The following is a 20,525-nucleotide window of genomic DNA, read 5'->3' as shown; positions in this document are numbered from 1 at the left end:
GAGCTCGGGCCTGTTAGACGAAGCTCTCGTGGTAGGTCGCGTCTTCCACGGCCAACGCCTCGGGTGTGGCCTCCAGCGGCAGGTAGCAGTCGAGCATGACCGCCAGCTCGCTGGTCTCCTGGCTGCCGATGCTGGCCTCGTAGGCGCCCGGGTGCGGCCCGTGGGCAATGCCCGCCGGATGATGCGAGATGCTGCCGGGCGCGACTCCCTTGCGGGAGGTGAAGTTGCCGCGGCAGTAGAAGATGATCTCGTCGACGTCCACCGAGGAGTGGGGATAGGGGCAGGGGATGGCCTGGGGATGGAAGTCGACCTTGCGGGGCACGAAGCTGCAGACGAGCGCGCCGCGGGCGGCAAAGGTGCCGTGCCAGGTCGGCGGCAGGTGCACCAACCCAGCCCTCGGCTGAAAGTTCAGGATGGGGAACACCCAGGGATAGACGGCGCCGTCCCACCCCACCACGTCCAGCGGCGAGGCGTCGTAGCTGAAGGCATGGAAGGCGCCGTTCTTCTTGACCACCAGCTCTCGGAGGCCTTCGTCCAGCGGCCCGTGATGGACCGGCAGCCGAAAGTCGCGATGGCAGTAGGGCGCGTCCATGCGCAACTGGCCCACGGAGTTTCGCCACTGGGAAAGGAGCCCCATTCCGCCCAAGCACTCCAGCGACAGCCAGTACTGCGGCTTGTCCACGTCCAGGATGAAGCGGTGGATGGTGCCCCGGGGAACGTACACGTAGTCGTTCTGCTCGAAGCGCAGATCCCCGAACACGGAGCGCAGCGTGCCGCCGCCCTCGAATACGTAGTACAGGTCGTCGGCGTCGCCGTTGTTGAAATACACCGGATCGTCGGCGTCCGGGTGCAACACGCCGGCGACCACGTCGGCGTTGAACAAAAGCGGCACGCGCACGTCCACCGGCGCGCCCCCGGTGCGGGGCAGCTCGAAGCTCTTGTAGTGGCGCTTGGCCAGCTTGCGCTTGAGGGCGGCCTCGGGAGTGCGGAAGCCATGCTTGGGCGCCGACACGTGCTGCGCGTGGGGACGACGCTCGTGGTAGAGGATGGTGTACGGCCCGTCGAAGCCGTCACGAGTGACGCACTCTTCGAAGCGGAGGTTGCCCGTGGGGGAACGCAGCGCGATGTGATGCTTCCTGGGAACGTCGCCAACGGCGATTCGCTCCAGCATCAGACGCGACCCCCGCTCTGCTGCTCTCGCTCGATGCTCTCGAACAGCGCGCGGAAGTTGCCGGCACCGAAGCCGGAGTCCCCCTTGCGCTGGATGATCTCGTAGAAGAACGGCCCCGCCTCCGGCTGCTCGTACAAGCCCGCCGAGTCCTTCAGGAAGATCTGCAACAGGTAGGAGTGGTTTTCGCCGCCATCCACCAAGATCTCGAGGTCCCGGAGCACCGCCACGTCCTCGTCGATCTTCTTCACGCCGATGCGCTCGAGACGATCCGGAAGCATGTCGTAATAGCTGCCGGGGGTGGGCATGAACTCCACCCCGCGCGCCCGCAGGCCGCGCACGGCGCCGAGGATCTCCTTCACCGTGATGGCCACGTGCTGCACGCCATCGCCGCGGTGGTCTTCGTTGAAGAGGTTGATCTGAGAGGCGCGAAAGTGCGGGCGGTACGGCTCGTTGTTGGCGAACTTCACTCCGGACTTCGGATCCCACATCACGATGGAGCGGAGGCCGGTGCCAATGCCCGTCTCGCGCTGGGACACGTCGTCGGTGTGGAACTCCACGCCCCAGTAGCGCTCGAAGCCCATCACGTGCTCCATCCACAAGAGCGCTGGGCTCATGGTCTGGAAGTTCGACGTGATGTGATCGAAGGCGTCGAAGCCGAACGCGTTCTTGCCGCCCTTGGGCGCGGCGTGGTGCACGAAGCCGGGGAGCAACGCTCGGTAGCCATCACGCTGAACGAAGCGAAAGGTGGTGTCGCCGAAGGGCGTGGTGATGCTGAAGGTGGCGAGCTTGCCGCCGTCGTCCTCGAAATGCTGGATCTCGTCGATGGGCGTTCCGCCGCGGCCATCGAGCAGCTCGAAGGTCCGGCGAATGTCCTCCACCTGGAAGATGATGGTGCCCACGCCGTCCGGGTGCTTGTTGAGGAAGCGCGCCGCGCGGCCGCCCTTGCCCACAGGCTCGGAGCACAGGATCACGCAATCTCCCGCGGAGAACGCGGCGGAGCGCTGCTTGCCACCCTCCGCCAGGGCCTCGCTGCTCTCCCCGATCTCCGCAAAGTCCATGCGATCGACGTAGAAGCGCCGGCTGCGCTCGAGATCGCGGACGTAGTAGTGGATGGCCTCCACGCGCTGGAGACCGAGGGACTCGACCTGGGGCATGCGTTCTCCTTCAGTTGCTGGCGACCTCGGCGTCCGGCTGGACGTCGGGGTGTGCACGGCGGAAGGCCTCGAGCTCCGTCAAGGCCTGCTCCACCCGAGTGAGAGTTGGATACGCTTCGAGCGGAACGTCGAAGCGCCGCGCATTGTACATCTGGGGCACGAGGTACACGTCCGCCAGGGTCACGGTGTCACCGAACGCGTAGCGACCCGCGCGGGCGGCCATGGCGGCCTCCAGAGCCGCGAACCCGTCGCTGATGACGCGCCGACCCCACTCCTGCGGATCGGCGCCCAGCGCCTTGATGCGCTTCAGCACCTGCAAGTTCTGCAGCGGTTGGATGCCGGAATTGACCATTTCCACGAGACGCCGGACGTGCGCGTGGTCCCGCGCCGAGCCAACCAAAAGCTTGGGATCCGGAAGCGTCTCCTCCAGGTACTCCACGATGGCCACGGACTGGGCGAGGCGGATCGTCTCGCCGTTCTCCTCGATCTCCAAGACCGGGACCTGTTGTTGCGGGTTCTTGGCGCGGAAGGCGTCCGCCAGCTGCTCGCCGCCGTTTCGCAGCAGGTGCACGGGAACGTACTCGTAGGAGACGCCCTTCAGCTCGAGCACGATGCGCACGCGCCAGGCGCTGCTCGACCGCCAGTAGCTGTACAGCTTCACGCCGACACCACGCGCTGGGAGATCTTGCCGAACAGATCCTTGCCGCTTGCGTCGGCCATCTCGATCTCGATGGTGTCCCCAGCTTTCATGAACGGCGTGGTGGGCTTGCCGTTTTCGATGGTCTCGATCATGCGGCGCTCCGCCAAGCACGAGATGCCGCGGGCGCGATCCTCGTTGGACACGGTGCCGCTGCCCAAGATGGTGCCGGCGGTGTAGGCGCGGGTCTTGGTGATGTGCTCGATGAGCTGGAAGAACGAGAAGTGCATCTCCGGGCCGGCTTCCGGGTCGCCGACCAGCTTGCCGTTGTAGGTGGAGCGGAGGCGGAGGTGGACTCGGCCGTCCTGGAAGGCGCTCCCGAGCTCGTCCGGGGTGATGGCGAAGGGGGAAAAGGCCGTGGCCGGTTTGCTGGTGAAGAACCCGAACCCCTTGGCCAGCTCCGGCGGGATGAGGTTTCGGAAGGTGACGTCGTTGGCCAGCAGGAACAGGCGGATGTACTGGCTCGCGTCGGCAGCTTTCACGCCCCGGGGCGTGTCGCCGAGGACCACGGCGACCTCCGCTTCGAAGTCCAGTCCCCACTCGGGGTTCGGCAGCTCGATGGCGTCCCGGGGACCGAGGAGCTTGCCGGAACCGCCCTGGTACACCAGCGGATCCGTACGCAGCGTCTCCGGCGGCTCGGCGTTGCGTGCCTTGCGCACCAAGACGATGTGATTGATGTACGCGGAGCCGTCGACCCATTCGTAGGCGCGTGGCAGCGGCGCATCGAGCTTGTCGAAGTCGAGGGGCGTGCCGCCGCCCTGGGCCAGCGAGTCAGCGAGCTTTCGCAGCGCGGGCTGGGCGCGCTCCCAGTCGTCGAGGGCCGCCTGCAGCGTGGGCGCGATGTCCTTGGCGTCGGCGTAGGAGGTGCCGCCCGGGTGCACCACGATCAGGGCGCCATCCCGAGTGCCATTGCGTAGGGTCGCGAGCTTCATGCGACCGTCGTAGCGAGCCTCGTCGGGCTCAGCAAGCGTTACTCGCCGAGAGACAGCGAGGCGTCGAGCAGCTCGAGGAAGGTGGAGGGGCGGAACGTCTTCACCGCGCTGGCAAACTGCGCGGGCACGCCCTCCGCGGCGGGGCGAGTGAACACTTCCGGCTGGATCGCCACGGACTCCGCGCTGATGGGCGGCTCTTCCTCCACCGCGGGCTCGGCAATGGCGGGCGGCGCTTCACTCAGCTCGAGCTCTGCAGGCTCGCCCTCTTCGAGCTCCACGGTCTGGCCCAGCTGCTCCGGGCGCGGACCACTGATGTCGGCTTCCAGCAAGTCGTCTGGCAACGGCGGCTGCGCGAAGCCTTGAGGCGGCGGTGCTTCCTGCGGTCCGGACTCTGGAGGCGGCGTCTTGAGCGGGATTTCCCGGCCTTCCTCCATGTCGAGCTGTTCCGCTGCGCCAGCCAGCGCTTCGTCCATGCTGCTGGCGGCTTTGGGACGGCGCGAGGACGCCGGCGGCTCTTCTTCCTCGACCTCCGCCTCCGTGAGGTCCACGAACTCTTCTTCGTCGAGCAGCTCGAGGTCCTCGATGGGCTCCGCTTCGATGGCCGGCGGCGGCTCCTCCATGGGAGGGATGCCGAAGTCCTCTTCGTGCGCCTCGATCTCCGGGGCGGACATGGCGACTTCTTCTTCTTCGACCTCGACCGCCGGGGGGGCCACCACCGCTCGGGGCGGCCGTGGCTTCGCCGCGTTCTGCTGAATGCGCGCGAGCAATGCTTCCAGTCGGCCGATCTGCTCCGTGCTCACGCGTCACCTCGCTCGTGGAGCCGCGCGATCACCTCGGACCAACGCACGCCCTCTTCCAACCAACCGCGTGCGCGACCCGCGCCGGTTGCGCCGGTCATCAAGAACCGCGAGGGCACCAACGGCACCGCATGCACGTCGCGGCCCAGGCCACGCTGGATGGCTCCTTCCAGCACGGCGGCAATCAGCGCGTCGTCCAGAGGCGACCCTTCGACCACCAGCACCAACGCCTGCCCCCAGCGCTCGAGGCTCAAGGAGCCGAAACCGAGCAGGGCGAGGTGTCCACCGAGGTGCTCCAGCACCGACTCGATGCTGGCTTCGGCGGGAGTTTCGAGCTGCTCGGCGATTTGCCGGCCAATCTCGGTGCCGATACGTCGGCCGAAATCCCGCTGGGCGTCCTCACCCGCGGCACGCCAAAGCTGCATCACAGCATCGGCGGGGATCACGACACGCGAGCCATCGGCGTCGATCTGCCCGGAAGCGAGATCGAACTTCACGGCTCGCGAGGGGTCGAAACGCGGGGAACCCATGGGTATGCCAGTATAGGGCGGCCGTGCGACAGGGTGTCAAATCTCCGGTGCTTCTGCTTCTGGCGGGCCTCGCTTGGGGGTCGCCAGCGCGAGGGCAGCACGTCCAGGACCGGGGCATGCTGATGGGAGGTGGCGCGGCAGAGCCGAAGGCGCCGGTGGAAACCGACCCCTGGCTGCCCACGGGGGCCCCGATGGCGGCTGAGATCCCTCGGCCGCCGGCAAATCCAGCTTGTAGCTTCGATGGTCGAGTGTGCGTTCACCCCGCTCCGGGGGTCTCGCCGGCAGTGGCGCGCAAGGCCCTCGCCGCCTTGGAGAACGCCTATCGCAAGCTGGTGGACGTGCTCCAGCTGCCGGCGCCGCTGACGGATGGAGGCCTCGGCGGGAGCAACGCCCTGGACCTGTACCTGAACGCGGAGGGCTCGGGAGCGCTGCGTTCCGAGCACGACGCTCCGGAGGTCACTCGCTTCGACAGCGCCTCCGCCTTCTGCGTGCTGGACGGACCGGCGCTGCTCGAGCGGCAAGCCACGGTGTGCGTGGGAGAGGCCATCGCCTGGCGGCTGGATGCCGGCACCACTCCCGCGGTGCGGCGCGGATACGCCGCCCACCTGTGGCACATCGTGGGCTCGCCCACGGCCCTGGACGACGAAGAGCTGGACGACGCACAGCTGCACCCCGAGCTCGGGTTGCTTCGAGGAGCGCTGCTCTTCGATCTGCTCGACGAGCGGCGGGGCCAAGGACACCTCGCGGCGTTGGGCACCGCCTTGCTCGGCGCGGCCGCGAGCAAGACGGCGCCCAACGCGTGGCAGTGGGACAACGAGCCCGACGTCTTCGACGTGCTGCGCCACACCCTGGGGGACACCCCTCGAAAGATGGCGGAGGTGATGGGGGACCTGGCCGTGACCCGCGCCTTCATGGACAGTCGGGTGCGTTTCGATTGGAGCCTGCCGCTGTCCAGCTTGCCTCGACGCGTGGCATCGCAGCGGGCCATCTACCCCACCGGATCGATGTACGTATGGCTGGGGCTGGATCAACCGATGCAGGGAGAAACACTGGCGTTCCAGGCGGAATGGGAAGCGCCGGTCACCTTCTATTGGACGTTGGTGGTGGTGGACGCCGCGGGCAACGAGCTGCGCCGAATCGCGGCGCCGTTCAAGGAACGAGCGACCCACGTGGAACAGCAGCTCGTCAATCTCGAGGGCGCCGTGGGCGTGATCGTGGTCGGCATGAACCTCGGCGGCGTAGATCTCGCGCACCCTTTCGATCCCGACGTGACACCGGCCGAGCCGCACGAGTGCACGGTGTATCTGACGAAGCTTTAGGGTTTGAAATCGAGCGGCACGTCGATCACCGCCTCGGTGCTACGGGACGGGAACGGCTGGCGTTCGAACACGCCGCGGACGCAGCTCTCGAAAGCGCCGCCGAGCAGCGCGGCGGTGCTCTTGTCCTTGACGATATCTATGTGGGTGACCTTGCCCGAGGTGTCCACGGTGACGCGGACCAAGAGCTTGCCGGTGTTCTCGGTCTGGTCGTCGAAGCAACCGAGCACCGCGCGACCGGCTTGCGCCAGAGCGACTTCGGTTGTCTTGGGCGGCCCGGCGGGGGGTGGCGGAGCGGCGTCTTCCACGGGCGCGCCGCCATCCACCAAGGGGTTCGGTGACGACAGCGGTGGCGGCGCGGTGTCCTGCTTTGGAGGCGGCGGCTTGGTGGGGGCGGGGGGTGGCGGAGCCGGGGCGGCGGGCCGCCGCGTCGGGGCGGGTTGTTCAGGCTCCAGCGTGGGAGTCATCGCTGGCGGCTGACACGCGACGCACAGCAGCGCGAGACCGAGGAGCTTCACGACCACCTCCGACGGGTCAGGGCGGCGAGCCCCAACGCGAGGAGGGCGAACGCGAAGAGCCTGCCGCGGCCTCGCCCCACGCTGCAGCCCCCCTGCGTGCTCACGCCTTCCTCAGCCACCCAACGATCGACGGCGATGGCGACATTTCGTTGCAAGAGCGGCTTGCCGTCGAAGCTCAACGCCAGGGAAAGCTGCTGTCCGCCGCTGTTCGCGGGGGCCGCCACGGCAAAACGCCACAGCCCGGGCGCCACGCGGGTAAGGGCTTCACTGATGCTCCCGTGGGTGGCGGACAGCGACAGCCGCTCCGCGTCGAAGCCGTCGGCGATGCCGTTCGGTCCGCGCAGCTCGACGAAGCCGATCAACGGCCACTCGGGATCGGGGTGCGCGTAGGAGCTCGCCAGGGAGAGCCAGCTGTGGTCGGCGTCCGGGATCTCCGTGAGGGGTGAGACGTCGGCGTCCAGCACTTGCAGCGCGCCGACCAGATCCAACACGCCAGGGCCCAGCTGTTGGTCGAGGAGCACCTTGCCCACGGGCCAATGCGCCCCCGCCTGCAACACCGCCCGGAGCTCGGGTTGGGTGAGCGTGGGCTTTCGGGACAGCAGCAGCGCAATGGCTCCGGAGACGATGGGCGCGGCCATGCTGGTGCCGCTGGTAACGGCATGGAAATCGTCCACCACCAGACACCCTGGCTGCTCCGCACAGGTGCTGGCCCCGGTGAACAGACCCTTGCCGCCGTTCTTGGCGGGATCCACCAGGCTCGACATGGCGCCCACCACGAAAGCTCCCGGCGCCGAGATGTCCGGCTTGATCTGGCCGAGGGCATTGGGACCGGCACCGCTGAAGTACGCCGTCGATTCCGCGACGGGCGGGCTCATGGCGCCGAAGCTCTCGATCTTCACGTTCTTGCCGTCACGGGTCGGCCAGCCCACGCGGTTGATGGTGGCGCCGACGGAGATGAGCTCGGAGCTGGAGGCCGGGATCCCGATGGTGCCTTCCTTGGTGGCCTTGGGAAACAGCGCGCCCGTGCTGCCGGCACCGGGGCTGAGGTCCCCTTCGCTCTGGAGCCACACAGACGCCGTACCGTGACCTTGGAGGCGAAGGGCGAAGGTGGAGCCGCTCTTCCAAGAGCCGTCGAGCACCACCACCGCGCCCGTGTTGCCAGTGGGGATCGGGCTGCCGTCGCGATGCTGCTGGTTGATGATCGTCGCGGTGAGGTTGCCCTGCTCGTAGCTGCCGCCCTGGCCGGGTGACAGTGGATCGATCCACTTGCCGTCGGCGTCGTCGAGACCCACCTCGAGGGCGTCCCCAGGACGCGAGGCAATCCAGATGTAGATGGTGGCGTGCGTCGTAGCGGGGCCGAAGGTGGGCGACAGGATCGGAACGCGGGCGACGGACGCACGCGGGACGTGCACCTCCGTGTGAATGCCGAAAGGCTCGGGGTACGCCGTCGTGATGTTGCCGTAGACGCCCGCGCTGTTGCCCGCCGCGACCACGATGGCCCGGCCGGGATGATCCGCCCCGACGAAGCTCGCCAGGCCCTGCTCCAGCGCCGCGCTGCCGTCATGGCCGCCGAAGTCGCTGCCCAGACTCAGGTTCACCACGGCGGGCATGCCGAGAGCCTCCGCGCGATCGAAGACGAATTTGGTCGCGAGCAGGACGTCCGGGTCGTAGATGGCGCCGTCGTCCCCGCGTGTGACCCGCACCATGACGTAGGTGGCTTCCGGGGCGATGCCTGCGTAGCGTGGAGGGTCCGTGGAGCGACCATTGCCGGCGGCCAGGGAAGCGACGTGCGTCCCATGGCCGAACGCGTCGCGCGGAGCCGTGGTTCCGCCATTGGCGATCAGCTCGTCGATGTCCGACGCGTCGAGGATGGCGCATTGGCCCGAATCGACGCAGCCGAACTCCGTCTCCAGGCTCGGGTGGCGGCCGGTGGCCCCGCGCGACAGGTCCAGCGCCCAGGCGACCCGCGTGCTGCCGTCAGGGTTTTGCAGATCCGGGTGCTTCGGGTCGAATCCGGTATCGACGATGCCGACCACCACGCCCTTGCCCCGCAGCCCCGTCATGTTCTGGAAGCTCGGCGCACCGACCCACACCCGGGCCGCGTCGATCAGCGGCCGCCGGGGCGGGGCCCACTCGAAGGACAGCTTCGGATGCGCACTGCTGAAGGCGAGGAGCTCCGCCGGCGTTCCCTCGAACGCCGCCATGCCGGGGGCCACCTGCACCAAGCCGGGAGCAGTGCCACGAACGATGGTCCGGAGCCGACCTGGCGCCTGCTTCAACGCCCGCGCCAGCTCGACGGCGTTCACCTGCGCGGAGGCCCCCGACGCCCAACACAGACCCGCGAGCAGCGTCGCGATTGCTCGTCGCACGGCGGGCAGCATACCTCAGGGTTCCGCGACCAACTTGTCGATCACCGTCTCCATGTGGGCAATACGGTCCGACGAGTAGCCGACCACGACGTCTCGGACGATGCCTTTGCGATCGAGGACGAACAGCGTGGGTAGCGCGTTGGCGCGATAGGCCTCGGTGGTCTTGCCGCTGTTGTCCGATGCGATGGGATAGCCCATCCCCAGCTGACTCGCCGCCTGGGCCGCGGGAACCACGGGCTCGGTGGTGACCCCCAATACCTCCACACCCTGCATCCCGAAGCGGTCGTGCCACTCGTTCATCTTCGGCACCAGAAAGCGACACACGGCGCACCACGACGCCCAGAACTCCAGCACCACGACCTTGCCTTGCAGCGCGTTCTTGGTCGGCGTCACGCTACCTTGCACCGTCTGCAGCTGGACCAGGGCGGGCGCCGGCGCGCCCACGTACCGCATGCGCATCACGCCGTCGTCGTCGGGGGCGGGCCCCAGCCGCACCTGGAGCATGCGCTGGTCGCTGCCGCGGGCGAAGGAGACTCCCACGCGGGCGCCGGCAGGGTTGTCTCCCACGAGGCGGACCACGTCGTCTGGCGTGTGCACGTCCTGGCCGTCCACGCGCAGGATCACGTCGCCATCGCGAAGCCCAGCGTGCTCCGCCGGCGAATTGCGGATCACCGAGCGCACCGCCACGCCGGGACGGTCCGACGGGGTCGCCGAGAGCTCCACGCCAAGCCACCCCCGCTCGCTGCGTGTCGTCGGCTCCGGTTCGACGGCTTCCGGCGCTCCGACACTTACCGCCATCCGTTGTTCGAGGGCGGCAAACGAAGGCGACTTCGCGGGCGGCGGCGAGGGCTCGGTGCAACCGCTGACGAACAGCGCGAGAGCCAGCAAACCGCGGAGCGCCATGATGCACGTGGTACCATGCGGCCGCCGTGCGCGCTCGATCCCTCATTGTTGGCGTCGCTCTGGCAGGTTGTGCTTCGAGCACCACGCACGGCTACCCCGGCGCTTCCGTGGTCGCCGAGGGCGCCCCGACTCGCCGCGCGGCCAAACCCCGGCCAGTGGTCCGCTGGTCGGCCCTCGACGACGCCGAGTCCTGGCCCAGCGTCAATGACGAGCCCTTCACCAGCCGCGGCCATGCGGGCGGTCGCTGGACGCTCTCCGTGCGCGTGAGCCCGAACGCGCGGGAGGCCTATGCGGCACTTCGCCCCGGCGCAGTGATGCCCGAGGGAGCCGTCATCGCCGCCTTCCACCAGGACGCCACGCGAGGAAAGCCGGGCCCCATCTACGTCATGGAGAAGAAGGGCGGCGACTGGCGCTTCAGCAGAGTGCGTGCCGATGGGCGCGTGCAAGAGGGCTCCGTCGCCCTGTGTGCGCGCTGTCACGCCGAAGCGGTGGCGGACCACCTGTTTGGCTTGCCCCGCGGGGAATCCCCGAAGGCAGGTGACGGTTCAAATCCATAGCTGGGTTGAAACGTCAGACCCTCGAAGCCCGTAGACAAAATCACGAAGACCCGGCGGAAAGCCCGTCGGGTCATCGCTGAAAAAAAGCTGTTTAAGAGCTAAAGCTAATTCAAGAAGAGCCGAAGAAAGAGAGTAAGCGCTAAGCGAAGCCCAATCACTGGCACCCCATCCCCGGGGCCCTAAGCCTTAGTTCGAGCGGCAGCTGATACCTGACCTCTCGAAAAGCCAGCCCAGGCCGTAGCCCAAGCCGTCACAAGTTGTCCGTGCTTAAGCAGTCTCCGTGCCACGATTCCGTGGCCCGCACGTAACTGCCGGGAATCTCCTCAGAATCTCCCCAGAACGCCTGCTGTACACGAAACCCGCCGGGCGCAAGCCCTGGCGTTCGTGTCATGCCCCTTGGACGCCTGTGCAACCTTTGCGAGGTGTAGGCACATATCGGACAGGCGACTACTCGAGCTGCTGCCGCAGCGCGTCATCCATGGCCGTAAGGGGCGCCGCTTGGCCCGTGTAGAGCTCGAACTGACGACAGGCCTGATGCAGCAGCATACGGGCACCGGAAACCGTGGTCGCCCCCGCGGCCTCCGCCTCGGCCAAGAGCCGGGTGCGGACTGGCTTGTAGACGATGTCCATCACGACCAGCCCTGGCCGCAGACACGTGCTGGCGAGCGGGCTGGACGCTCCATACTCCGACATCCCCGCGCTCGAGCAGTTGATCACTGCGTCCTCCGGGTTCACCGAGTCGAGGGCCCCCGCGCTCACTCCCAAGCCGTCCGCCAGGCGCTCGGCCTTTTCAGGCGTGCGATTGACGATGTGCAGCCGCATCCCTTCCTGCTTCAGCGAGTACGCCACTGCCCGCGCTGCGCCCCCCGCGCCGATGATCGTGGCGTGCCGCCCCTGGAGCTCCATCACCTCCGAAAGCGCGCGCGCAGCGCCCCAAGCGTCGGTGTTGTGTCCCACCAGAGTGCCGTCGTCGTTCACGATGGTGTTCACGGCGCCGATGCGGGCGGCCAGAGGATCGAGGCGGTCCAATAGCGGGATGACGTTCAGCTTGTACGGCATGCTGACACCGAAGCCCCGGATCCTCAGAGCCCGCATGCCAGCCAGCGCGCCTTCCAGGTCCTCCACCGCGAAGGGGACATAGGTGAACGAAAGCCCCAACGCGCGGTATCCCGCCAAGTGCATGGCGGCGCCCAGGGACACGGGGTAGCGGCTCAGGGAGCCGCACAGGGTGATGGGAGCGGAAGGGGTCACGGCCAACCAGCCTACCGCGCCTGAAAACCCGGCGGTTGTGCGCGGTTTTTGCGGGTATTTTCTTCGGTTGTGGCGGAGGCCGGTCGTGCTATACCGGCGAGCCCTGAGCGCCCGTAGCTCAGCTGGATAGAGCATCGGTCTACGGAACCGAGGGTCGGAGGTTCGAATCCTTCCGGGCGCGCGAAGGCCCGTGGCAAAACCCGCCACGGGCTTTTTCTTTGGTCATGACCGACTCGAGCTGGATGCAGCTTGCCCTGGAGCAGGCGGACCTCGCGGCGAGCCACGGGGACGTGCCCATCGGCTGCGTCATCGTGAACGCGGAAGGCCAGGAGCTGGCCCGGGGCGAGAACCGTCGAGAGCTGGATGGGGATCCCACCGGTCACGCCGAGCTGGTAGCGCTGCGAGCCGCCGCGCGCCGCATCGGGCACTGGCGCCTCGAGGGCGCCACCCTGTACGTGACGCTGGAACCCTGCCCGATGTGCGCGGGAGCGCTGGTCAACGCCCGCATCAAGCGGTTGGTCTACGGCGCGAGTGATCCCAAAGCGGGCGCCATAGACACACTGTTCTCCATCGGACGCGACGCTCGCCTCAACCACCGCTTCGACGTCACTCCCGGTGTTTTGCTCGAAGAGTCCCGCGCGCGCTTGCAGGCGTTCTTCGCCAAGCTGCGCGCCGCAGGAGAGAAGTAGCGCTCTCTCCGTCGCAGCTTCCGTTTTTCTTTTTGGTCAGTACGTCGCGGAATCAGCGGGTTGCGCCGGTTCGGCACTGCCGCTCGCTCCCGCGACCTCGCCTTCTTCGTCTTCTCGCGGTAGTCGCGGCGAGTACGGCACTTTGAACGTCACCTGCTCGCTGAGGGCGTCGGCCAGCTCGTCCTCACTGACACGATGTATCTTCGCGGCAATGTGCATCAGCTTGCGGAGGTAGCCGGACCAACCAGGCGTCACTCGCCCATCCGCGCCAAAGTACTGCCGCTTCGGGTTCGGCAATATGCTCGCCAAGTACAGTGCTTGCCCTAGCGAGAGCTGGCTCGGCGTGGCGTTGAAGTAATACGCCGCCGCGGGACCGATGCCGTAGATCCCGGGACCGAACTCGATGACGTTCAGGTAAAGCTCCATGATCTCGTCCTTCGTCAGCTCCTGCTCCAAGAGCTGAGTCAGGACGGCCTCCTGCAGCTTGCGCGAGACTGTCTTCTCCTTGGGTAAGTACAGGTTCTTGGCGAGCTGCATGCTGATGGTGCTCGCCCCCCGCACGAAGCGGCCGGCCTTGAGGTTCTCGCGAATGGAGTTGGTGATGGCCTCGTGATCGAAGCCGTGATGGCGGAAGAAGGCTCCGTCTTCGCAGATGAGCACGGCCGTCTCCATGTGCCGGGAGATCGCCCCGCGAGGCGTCCAGCCCAGAGAGCCCGGACCGCTCTGGATCTGCACCATCCTACCGCTCGCGTCCTTCACGTCGCGAGTCCAGGTGGAACGGAAGCGGCGGGGGGCGACATCCGCGGAGGTGGCGGTGATGCGACACTCGTTGGTCACGTTGAAGCGGGTGACCACGTCCTGGGGCCGGCGGGTGTCGAGCTCCAGCCGACCATCGAAAGCGAAGGTCCCGCTCGCTCGCATGCCGTTCAGCAGCGGCGCGAGCCCTTCCGGAGTGGAATCGAGCATCGATTGGCACGATGCGAGGGGGACGCCCCCTTCGAGAACGATCTTGGCCTGCTCCTCGTCCTTCTCCAGGAAGCGCTCCACGTAGCCCTTGAGGTCCATTCGAACCTTGCCGACGTCGAGCTCACCCTCCTGGATGTCCATGCGAGAGCCGTCCAGCTGGACCTCCCCGCGGCCCCGCCAACCGAAGTCGATGCCGCTCACCGGCTTGGAAGCGAGCCAACGCTTGTCGATCCCGAGCCCCGTGAGCTTGCCGGAGCCGAAACCGCGGAGCTTCTTTCCGTCCGCCGAAAGCACCGCGGTGCTGCGGATCTCGAGCTGTGCACCCTCGACGTTGGTGAGGCCGAGATCCCCCTCCTGGATCCCCAGCAACGACAGGCCGATGGGTCCCCCCGAGGCCTTGATCTCCACCTCGCCCTCGCCCAGCGGAAGCGATAGGTCGACGCGTACCGGCTGCTTCGCTTGCTCTCCGGGCACCAAGCTGGCGTGAACGGACTGCTCGTCACGTTTCACCCGTAGCCGCGCGGGGCCGAGGTTGAGCGTCTCTCCGTTGCGCCGAAGCTTGAGCCGCAGGCCGGACAGGTCCAGCTCTCCCGACGCTGGCAGCCCGACCGCCGCGAGCTGCGCCACGCGATCGAAGGCACGACGGATCTTGGGGCCGCGCTCCGGCGCCAAGGCGATCAGCCGTCGCAGGCGGCTCTTGGCTCCGAGCGCCGTCTTGTCCTTCGCCCCCTTGGCGGGCTCGAGCTGCTGGGCGGGCTTCGTGGGGCTCGTCTCCGTGGGCCCGTCGGCGGGCATCAGGTCGTGGGCGGCGCCATCGAGATCGAGGGTCGCGAGCACGGACTCCGCGCTGAGGCGCTCGAGGACGCGGCGTCCGTCCTTGCGTGCGAGCTCGACCGCGGGCTTCAGCGCTTCCACGCGTACGCCACGGACGTCGACCCGGGCGAGATCCGCCGTGATCCGCTCGCCCGCGTCGGACCGTCGGTAAGCGAGGCCCCAGACGCGCTGCGGCGGGCCGCCCGCTTCCGCGTCGTGCCAAACCAATCGGAGGCCATCGGCAGTGTAGGTGGTGCTGCTCGTTCCGCCCTTGCTGCTCGCGCCCCGCTTCTGGCGCCAAGCGCTGATCTGCTCCCGGAGCTCGGCGGCGCTGCCTCGAATCACGACAGTGCCGCCATGAACGGCCACGCTCCGCACCCCGAGGCTCGGGGTGACGTTCACCTCGATGGCGTCGAGATGGGTCTCGAGCGCGGGGATGTCCGCGAAGTGCACCACGACGTCCCGGAGCCAGACCCGCCCAGCACCGGGACGAACGGATCCCACGGTGAGGGTCGCACCTCGCGCCTCCGCTTTCGCCTCGGCTTTAGCGCGCACCATTGGAGCGAAGCCCCCCGCCAGGGTGGCGAGGGCGACGGGAGTCGCGAACAGGGCGATCTTGACCGAACGGCGCATCGAGGGCGGAAAGGGTAGCGCCAGCGGACCGAGCTGGCCCACCTCCCGGAAACAACGCCCTGCGTCCGTTAAGGAATCCGCTGGGGTCAGGCCTGCTCGACCTCGAGGATGGCGTCGCCGACCTCCAGGTCCGCGCCATCATTGGCCAAAATGGCCAGTACCCGGGCGCGGTGAGGCAGGCCTGCACCGCCGTAGGCGATTCGGTGGAAGGTCTTCATCACTTCCAAGAGCGCCACCGGCGCCCCCTCCTCGATCACGTCCCCCACCGTGACGAAGGCCGGCTTGTCGGGGCTGGAGCGCGAATAGAACCGTCCGCTGGACGGGGCACTGAAGACCAATCCGGTGTGCTGATCGCGCTCGCGTTCCGCCTCCAGCTCTGCAGCGTGCACGGCCGCCTCGCTGGGATCGAGCAGCAGTAAGGCCTCCCCGTGCTCCACCGCGCGTCGCGCCGAGCGCACCGCGGGGATCTCGCCGACCACGAGGCCGTGGGCTTGTTCGTCGCTACACACCTCATACAAGGTGCCCAGGAGCTCGAGCTCCCCCACCAACGTGTTGGGCGCCACCAACGAGCCGGGCCCAGGCCCGCCCCGGAAGAAGCCCGGGAAGGGGGCTCGCACCTCGAGGATGCCGTCGTCGCGCGAGGTCGTCTTGGCCACCACACTGGGCGCGTGGCTGCGACCGTGACGGATCCAGCGGCGCTTCGCGGTCGCCATCAGCGCACCCCCTCCACCAGATCCGTGAGGTCGTGCAGGCTCCAGATGCGCGAGTTCTTGATGCGACGGGTGCCCGGAGCCTGGTAGGCCGCTTCGACCAACATCGCGAGGTAGTCACGGAGCTCTCGAAGCTCGACGATCTCGTCGGTGTCCATCTGACGAGCGGACACGAAGGGATCCATGTCCGCTTCGATGCGCTTCTCGACGGCCTTCATGCCCTCTTCCACGGCGCGGCGCTCTTGTGGATCCTGCGTCAGGATCTCGAAGTCGTCGTCCAGCTTCGTGTTGTAGGTCGCGATCGCCAAGGTCCGCCCTTCCATCACGGAAAGCCTCGAAACCATTGTCGAAAGCTGCACCACTGGATCGTAGGGCAGCCCGCTCATGGCGTAGTACCCAGCGCCGGATGCCTTGCGCAGCAGCACCGTGAACATGGGCACGTCGTTGGTGGAGTTCGTGTAGATGAGGTTCGAGCCGTACGCGAGCAGGCCCTGCCGCTCCGCCTCCGCGCCGATGTCGAAGCCGGAGATATCCTGCAGCCACACGATGGGGATGCCATCTGCGTTGCAGGCGCGAGAGAACGCGCTCACCTTGGTGATACCCTGGCGGTACAAGATGGCGCTCGGGCGCTGACGGCCGGGCTGATCCGGATCGCCCACGAGTCCCTGACGGTTGGCGATGAAGCCAGTGTACAGGCCGCCCACTCGCCCCACGCCGCAGACCATCTCCTCGCCCACCGACGGCATCACTTCCCAGAACAGGCTCTGGTCGCACAGCCGCGCCAGCACCTCGTTCACCTCGTAGGCTTCGCGGTGGTCCGCCGGCAGGAGCCCGGCGAGCTCATGGCTGGGGTACGCCGGATCGAGCGGCCCGGTGTCGCCACGATAGAAATCGGCGCCCGAGGTCGGCAGCTTGCGCACTTCGCGCCGCAGCGACTCGATCAGGATCTCGTCGTTGGGCACCCGTGCGTCGGCGCAGCCACTCTGGTGCACGTGCACCTCCGGTCCACCTATGGAGAGGCTCGTGATCTTCTGGCTCTTGGCGCCCTTGATGAGGGCGGCGCCGGCGATCACCATGTACGCCTGCTCGGTCATGTACACGCGATCGCTGATGATCGGCATGTAGCCACCGCCTGCGATGGAATCGCCAAAAACCCCGGCAATTTGCGGCACGCCGCTGGCGGAGAGCAGGCTGTTCATCTTGAAGATGTGGCCCGCACCAATGCCTCCCGGAAAGCTCTTCGATTGCTCCGGGAGGAACAGCCCGCTGCAGTCCACCAGGTAGATGGTGGGGATCCGAAGCCGCAGCGCCATCATCTGGGCGCGCTGGATCTTCTCCGGTGTCTTGGGCCACCAGGAGCCGCTGGCCACGGTGTTGTCGTTCCCGATCACCATGCACCAGCGCCCCTCGACTCGGGCAAACGCCGTCAGCACCCCGGCGCCGGGGGACTTGAGCCCACCCTGGAACTCGAGGCCGTAGTTCACGAAGGTGCCGACCTCGAAGATCCTGCTGCCGGGATCTGCCAAGAGCTGGATCCGCTCCCTTACGGTGAGCTTGCCTTTCGCGTGAACGCGGTCCTGGTACTTCGGTCCCCACCCCTGATGTACGTCCGCCCGGCGTTCCTGGAGCTTCTGCTCCAACGCCAGCAAGGCCTCGCGATGCTCGCGGAACGTCGAGTCGTCGACCACCTGATCGCGCGGCCGACCAATGGGTGTGAGGGGCACGTGGGCCATGGTTCAGGCCTTACCTCCGTCGTCGAGGCCGGGAATGTGACGCGTGTCGTAGTCTCCGGTGCGGAAGGCCTCGGACTCCAAGATCTGGAGGTGCATGGGGATGGTTGTGTGAATCCCGATGCAGCGAAGCTCCTTCAGCGCCGAAATCATGCGCTTACGGGCGGCCTCCCGGTCCTTGCCGTGGGCGATCACTTTACAGATCAGGCTGTCGTAGAAGGGCGGCACCACGTAGCCGGGCGCAACATGGGTCTCGATTCGGAGATCCGGCGCGTCGGGGGGCAGCTGCCAGTCGGTGATGGTGCCAGGGCTTGGCCGAAAGTCCTGGGCTGGATCTTCGGCGTTGATGCGGCATTCGATGGCGTGCCCCGAAAAGGTCACGTCCGCTTGGGCAAAGCTCAAGTGGTGACCTGCGGCGACACGGATCTGCTCTTGGACCAAGTCCATTCCCGTCCGCATCTCGCTCACCGGATGCTCCACCTGGAGGCGCGTGTTCATCTCCATGAAGCGCAGCGTGTCACCGTCCAGCAGGAACTCCATGGTGCCTGCACCCACGTAACCGATGCTTCGCGTGGCACTTGCCGCCAGCTCCAGCGTGCGGGCCCGTAGCTCGTCCCCGAGAGCAGGCGACGGGGATTCCTCGATCAGCTTCTGATGTTTGCGCTGCACGGTACAGTCGCGCTCGCCCATGTGACACACGTTGCCGTGACGGTCCGCGATGACCTGGATCTCGACGTGGCGTCCTCCTTCCACGAGGCGCTCCATGTAGACGCGGGGATCGCCGAAAGCCCCCTGCGCCTCGCGCTGGGCACTGGTGAATGCGTCGTCGAGGTCGTCAGCGCTGCGCGCCACTCGCATGCCGCGGCCACCACCGCCGCTCTCCGCCTTGATCAAAACCGGGAAACCCGTTGCAGCAGCGACCTCACGCGCCTCTGAAAGCCCCGCGAGCACGCCGTCGCTGCCAGGAATGACGTCCAAGCCCGCGCGCGCCATCGCTCGCTTGGCGGGCGTCTTCTTCCCCATCAAGTGCATGACGTGAGCCGGGGGCCCAATGAACGTGACGCCGTGGCTCTCGCACAAGCTGGCGAATACTGGGTTCTCCGCCAGGAAGCCCCAACCCGGATGCAGCGCCGTACAGCCGCTTTGCTTCGCCGCCTGGACCAAGCGCTCCATGGCCAAGTAGCTCTCGCTCGAGCGCCCTGGACCGACGCACACGGCCTCGCGTCCTTGAGTGTAGGCCGCGCCGCGGTCCGCCTCGCTCACGGCCAACACCGGCACGATGCCAAGGAGATCGCACGCTCGCATCACGCGCACGGCAACCTCGCCGCGATTGGCGATGAAGAGCCGGTGGAAGGTGTGTGGTGGCGCGCTGTGGCCCTTGTCTCCGCTGGCCATTGGGGTCGCGAGGCTAGCAGAACGCGCCGCGGATTCGGCCGTGCTCGCGGACAAAATAGAAAAAGGCCCTGAGCCTACTGGCTCAGGGCCTTTGGGTATTAACCCGGCAGCGTCCTACTCTCCCACACGGATTGCCCGTGCAGTACCATCGGCTCCGAAGAGCTTGACTTCCGAGTTCGAGATGGGATCGGGTATGGCCTCTTCGATATCGCCACCGGAAATTGTCGGGCGTCCACAGCGTTTTGGTGCTGCACAATCACGCGCACAGCGCGCGTGATGCTCGCTCGCAGCGAGCACTTCGGTCGTTTTACGACGAGTGCTGTTGCATGACCCGTAAAGGGTCCCTCGAGCAGTTGCTCGAGCTCGTCGGCCCGGACTCCGGGCGCTAGCTCAAATGTTTGCCTTAGAGAGATGGTCAAGCCGCACGGCCTATTAGTACTGGTTAGCTCCACGCCTCGCAGCGCTTCCACACCCAGCCTATTACCTCGTCGTCTACAAGGGGCCTTTAGTGCCTTGCGGCAGGGATACCTAATCTTGAGGCCGGCTTCCCGCTTATATGCTTTCAGCGGTTATCCGTTCCGCGCATGGCTACCCGGCTATGCCAGTGGCCTGACAACCGGAACACCAGAGGCGCGTCCACCCAGGTCCTCTCGTACTATGGGTAGCTCCTCTCAAGTATCCTGCGCCCACGGAAGATAGGGACCAAACTGTCTCACGACGTTTTAAACCCAGCTCGCGTACCGCTTTAATTGGCGAACAGCCAAACCCTTGGGACCTGCTCCAGCCCCAGGATGCGATGAGCCGACATCGAGGTGCCAAACCGCGCCGCCGATGTGAACTCTCAGGCGCGATCAGCCTGTTATCCCCAGAGTACCTTTTATCCGATGAGCGATGGCCCTTCCATGTGGTACCACCGGATCACTAACACCTGCTTTCGCAACTGGTCGACCTGTCGGTCTCGCAGTAAAGCTCCCTTATGCGTTTGCACTCTACGGCTGGTTTCCAATCAGCCTGAGGGAACCTTCGCACGCCTCCGTTACATTTTAGGAGGCGACCGCCCCAGTCAAACTGCCCATCAGGCAGTGTCCCTCACCCGGATCACGGGTGCAGGTTAGATTCCCAGATTATCCAGGGTGGTATTTCAACGTTGGCTCCACCGAACCCAGAAGCCCGGCTTCAAAGCCTCCCACCTATCCTACGCAGAACAACCCGAAAATCACTGCCAAATTGCAGTAAAGGTTCATGGGGTCTTTCCGTCTTTCCGCGGGTAGAGGGCATCTTCACCCCCTATGCAATTTCGCTGAGTCCCTGGTCGAGACAGTGCGGATGTTGTTATGCCATTCGTGCAGGTCGGAACTTACCCGACAAGGAATTTCGCTACCTTAGGACCGTTA

At 66.7% G+C, this 20,525-nt stretch carries 16 protein-coding genes, 1 tRNA gene and 2 rRNA genes (1 of these 19 running past the window's edge); 4 read left to right on the top strand and 15 right to left on the bottom strand.

The window, feature by feature from the left end; all coding sequences use genetic code 11:
* Positions 1 to 13 precede the first annotated feature (13 nt).
* The 5 genes from H6717_39760 to H6717_39740 form a co-directional block, all read right to left on the bottom strand.
* The gene (locus H6717_39760) at positions 14 to 1,171 is read right to left on the bottom strand and encodes a homogentisate 1,2-dioxygenase (protein MCB9583237.1); all 1,158 of its coding nucleotides are present in this window, start codon (positions 1,169 to 1,171) and stop codon (positions 14 to 16) included.
* On the bottom strand, positions 1,171 to 2,325 hold the full coding sequence (locus tag H6717_39755; protein ID MCB9583236.1) for a VOC family protein: 1,155 nt from the start codon (positions 2,323 to 2,325) through the stop codon (positions 1,171 to 1,173). The genes H6717_39760 and H6717_39755 overlap by 1 nt, the downstream gene beginning before the upstream one ends.
* Positions 2,326 to 2,335: 10 nt before the next feature.
* Entirely contained in the window at positions 2,336 to 3,721 is a 1,386-nt protein-coding gene (maiA, locus tag H6717_39750; GenBank protein ID MCB9583235.1) for a maleylacetoacetate isomerase, read from the bottom strand.
* A gap of 271 nt (positions 3,722 to 3,992) precedes the next feature.
* Positions 3,993 to 4,754, bottom strand: a complete 762-nt coding sequence (locus H6717_39745) for a hypothetical protein (protein ID MCB9583234.1) — start codon at positions 4,752 to 4,754, stop codon at positions 3,993 to 3,995.
* On the bottom strand, positions 4,751 to 5,281 hold the full coding sequence (locus H6717_39740) for a hypothetical protein (protein ID MCB9583233.1): 531 nt from the start codon (positions 5,279 to 5,281) through the stop codon (positions 4,751 to 4,753). The genes H6717_39745 and H6717_39740 overlap by 4 nt, the downstream gene beginning before the upstream one ends.
* 23 nt (positions 5,282 to 5,304) lie before the next feature.
* Here H6717_39740 and H6717_39735 point away from each other — a divergent pair, with 23 nt between their 5' ends.
* Complete coding sequence (locus H6717_39735; protein MCB9583232.1) at positions 5,305 to 6,600, top strand: hypothetical protein; 1,296 nt, start codon at positions 5,305 to 5,307, stop codon at positions 6,598 to 6,600.
* On the opposite strand, the gene H6717_39730 is transcribed toward H6717_39735, so the two are convergent.
* Genes H6717_39730 through H6717_39720 form a run of 3 tightly spaced genes read right to left on the bottom strand, consistent with a single transcriptional unit; the run spans position 6,597 to position 10,387 of the window.
* Entirely contained in the window at positions 6,597 to 7,115 is a 519-nt protein-coding gene (locus H6717_39730; GenBank protein ID MCB9583231.1) for a hypothetical protein, read from the bottom strand. The genes H6717_39735 and H6717_39730 overlap by 4 nt on opposite strands.
* Positions 7,112 to 9,484 (bottom strand): S8 family serine peptidase, encoded by a 2,373-nt coding sequence (locus H6717_39725; protein MCB9583230.1) that lies wholly within the window; start codon positions 9,482 to 9,484, stop codon positions 7,112 to 7,114. Before H6717_39725 ends, H6717_39730 begins: the two co-directional genes overlap by 4 nt.
* 15 nt (positions 9,485 to 9,499) lie before the next feature.
* The gene (locus H6717_39720; protein MCB9583229.1) at positions 9,500 to 10,387 is read right to left on the bottom strand and encodes a redoxin domain-containing protein; all 888 of its coding nucleotides are present in this window, start codon (positions 10,385 to 10,387) and stop codon (positions 9,500 to 9,502) included.
* Positions 10,388 to 10,413: 26 nt separating this feature from the next.
* On the opposite strand from H6717_39720, the gene H6717_39715 reads away from it, so the two are divergent.
* Complete coding sequence (locus tag H6717_39715) at positions 10,414 to 10,944, top strand: hypothetical protein (GenBank protein ID MCB9583228.1); 531 nt, start codon at positions 10,414 to 10,416, stop codon at positions 10,942 to 10,944.
* A gap of 447 nt (positions 10,945 to 11,391) precedes the next feature.
* Here the strand turns inward: H6717_39715 and H6717_39710 are convergent, their stop codons facing one another.
* The gene (locus H6717_39710; GenBank protein ID MCB9583227.1) at positions 11,392 to 12,195 is read right to left on the bottom strand and encodes a shikimate dehydrogenase; all 804 of its coding nucleotides are present in this window, start codon (positions 12,193 to 12,195) and stop codon (positions 11,392 to 11,394) included.
* A 107-nt stretch (positions 12,196 to 12,302) separates the two neighbouring features.
* Here H6717_39710 and H6717_39705 point away from each other — a divergent pair.
* A tRNA-Arg gene (locus tag H6717_39705) sits at positions 12,303 to 12,376 on the top strand.
* 43 nt (positions 12,377 to 12,419) lie between these two features.
* The gene (locus H6717_39700) at positions 12,420 to 12,884 is read left to right on the top strand and encodes a nucleoside deaminase (protein ID MCB9583226.1); all 465 of its coding nucleotides are present in this window, start codon (positions 12,420 to 12,422) and stop codon (positions 12,882 to 12,884) included.
* Between the two features lie 36 nt (positions 12,885 to 12,920).
* Here the strand turns inward: H6717_39700 and H6717_39695 are convergent, their stop codons facing one another.
* From H6717_39695 to H6717_39670, 6 genes are all read right to left on the bottom strand, one after another.
* A complete protein-coding gene (locus H6717_39695) occupies positions 12,921 to 15,296 on the bottom strand; it encodes a transglycosylase domain-containing protein (GenBank protein MCB9583225.1) in 2,376 nt (791 codons plus the stop codon).
* A gap of 86 nt (positions 15,297 to 15,382) precedes the next feature.
* The gene (locus tag H6717_39690; GenBank protein ID MCB9583224.1) at positions 15,383 to 16,009 is read right to left on the bottom strand and encodes a hypothetical protein; all 627 of its coding nucleotides are present in this window, start codon (positions 16,007 to 16,009) and stop codon (positions 15,383 to 15,385) included.
* Complete coding sequence (locus tag H6717_39685; GenBank protein ID MCB9583223.1) at positions 16,009 to 17,739, bottom strand: propionyl-CoA carboxylase; 1,731 nt, start codon at positions 17,737 to 17,739, stop codon at positions 16,009 to 16,011. The genes H6717_39690 and H6717_39685 overlap by 1 nt, the downstream gene beginning before the upstream one ends.
* A gap of 3 nt (positions 17,740 to 17,742) precedes the next feature.
* A complete protein-coding gene (locus H6717_39680; GenBank protein ID MCB9583222.1) occupies positions 17,743 to 19,131 on the bottom strand; it encodes an acetyl-CoA carboxylase biotin carboxylase subunit in 1,389 nt (462 codons plus the stop codon).
* Between the two features lie 101 nt (positions 19,132 to 19,232).
* Positions 19,233 to 19,350: ribosomal RNA gene (gene rrf, locus H6717_39675) — 5S ribosomal RNA — on the bottom strand.
* A gap of 192 nt (positions 19,351 to 19,542) precedes the next feature.
* Positions 19,543 to 20,525: ribosomal RNA gene (locus H6717_39670) — 23S ribosomal RNA — on the bottom strand; it runs 2,030 nt beyond the window's last position.

The sequence above is a fragment of the Polyangiaceae bacterium genome, from assembly GCA_020633235.1.
GTDB lineage: Bacteria > Myxococcota_A > Polyangia > Polyangiales > Polyangiaceae > JACKEA01.
Note: the sequence above shows the minus strand (reverse complement) of the source record. Positions and strands in the feature narration are given on the sequence as shown.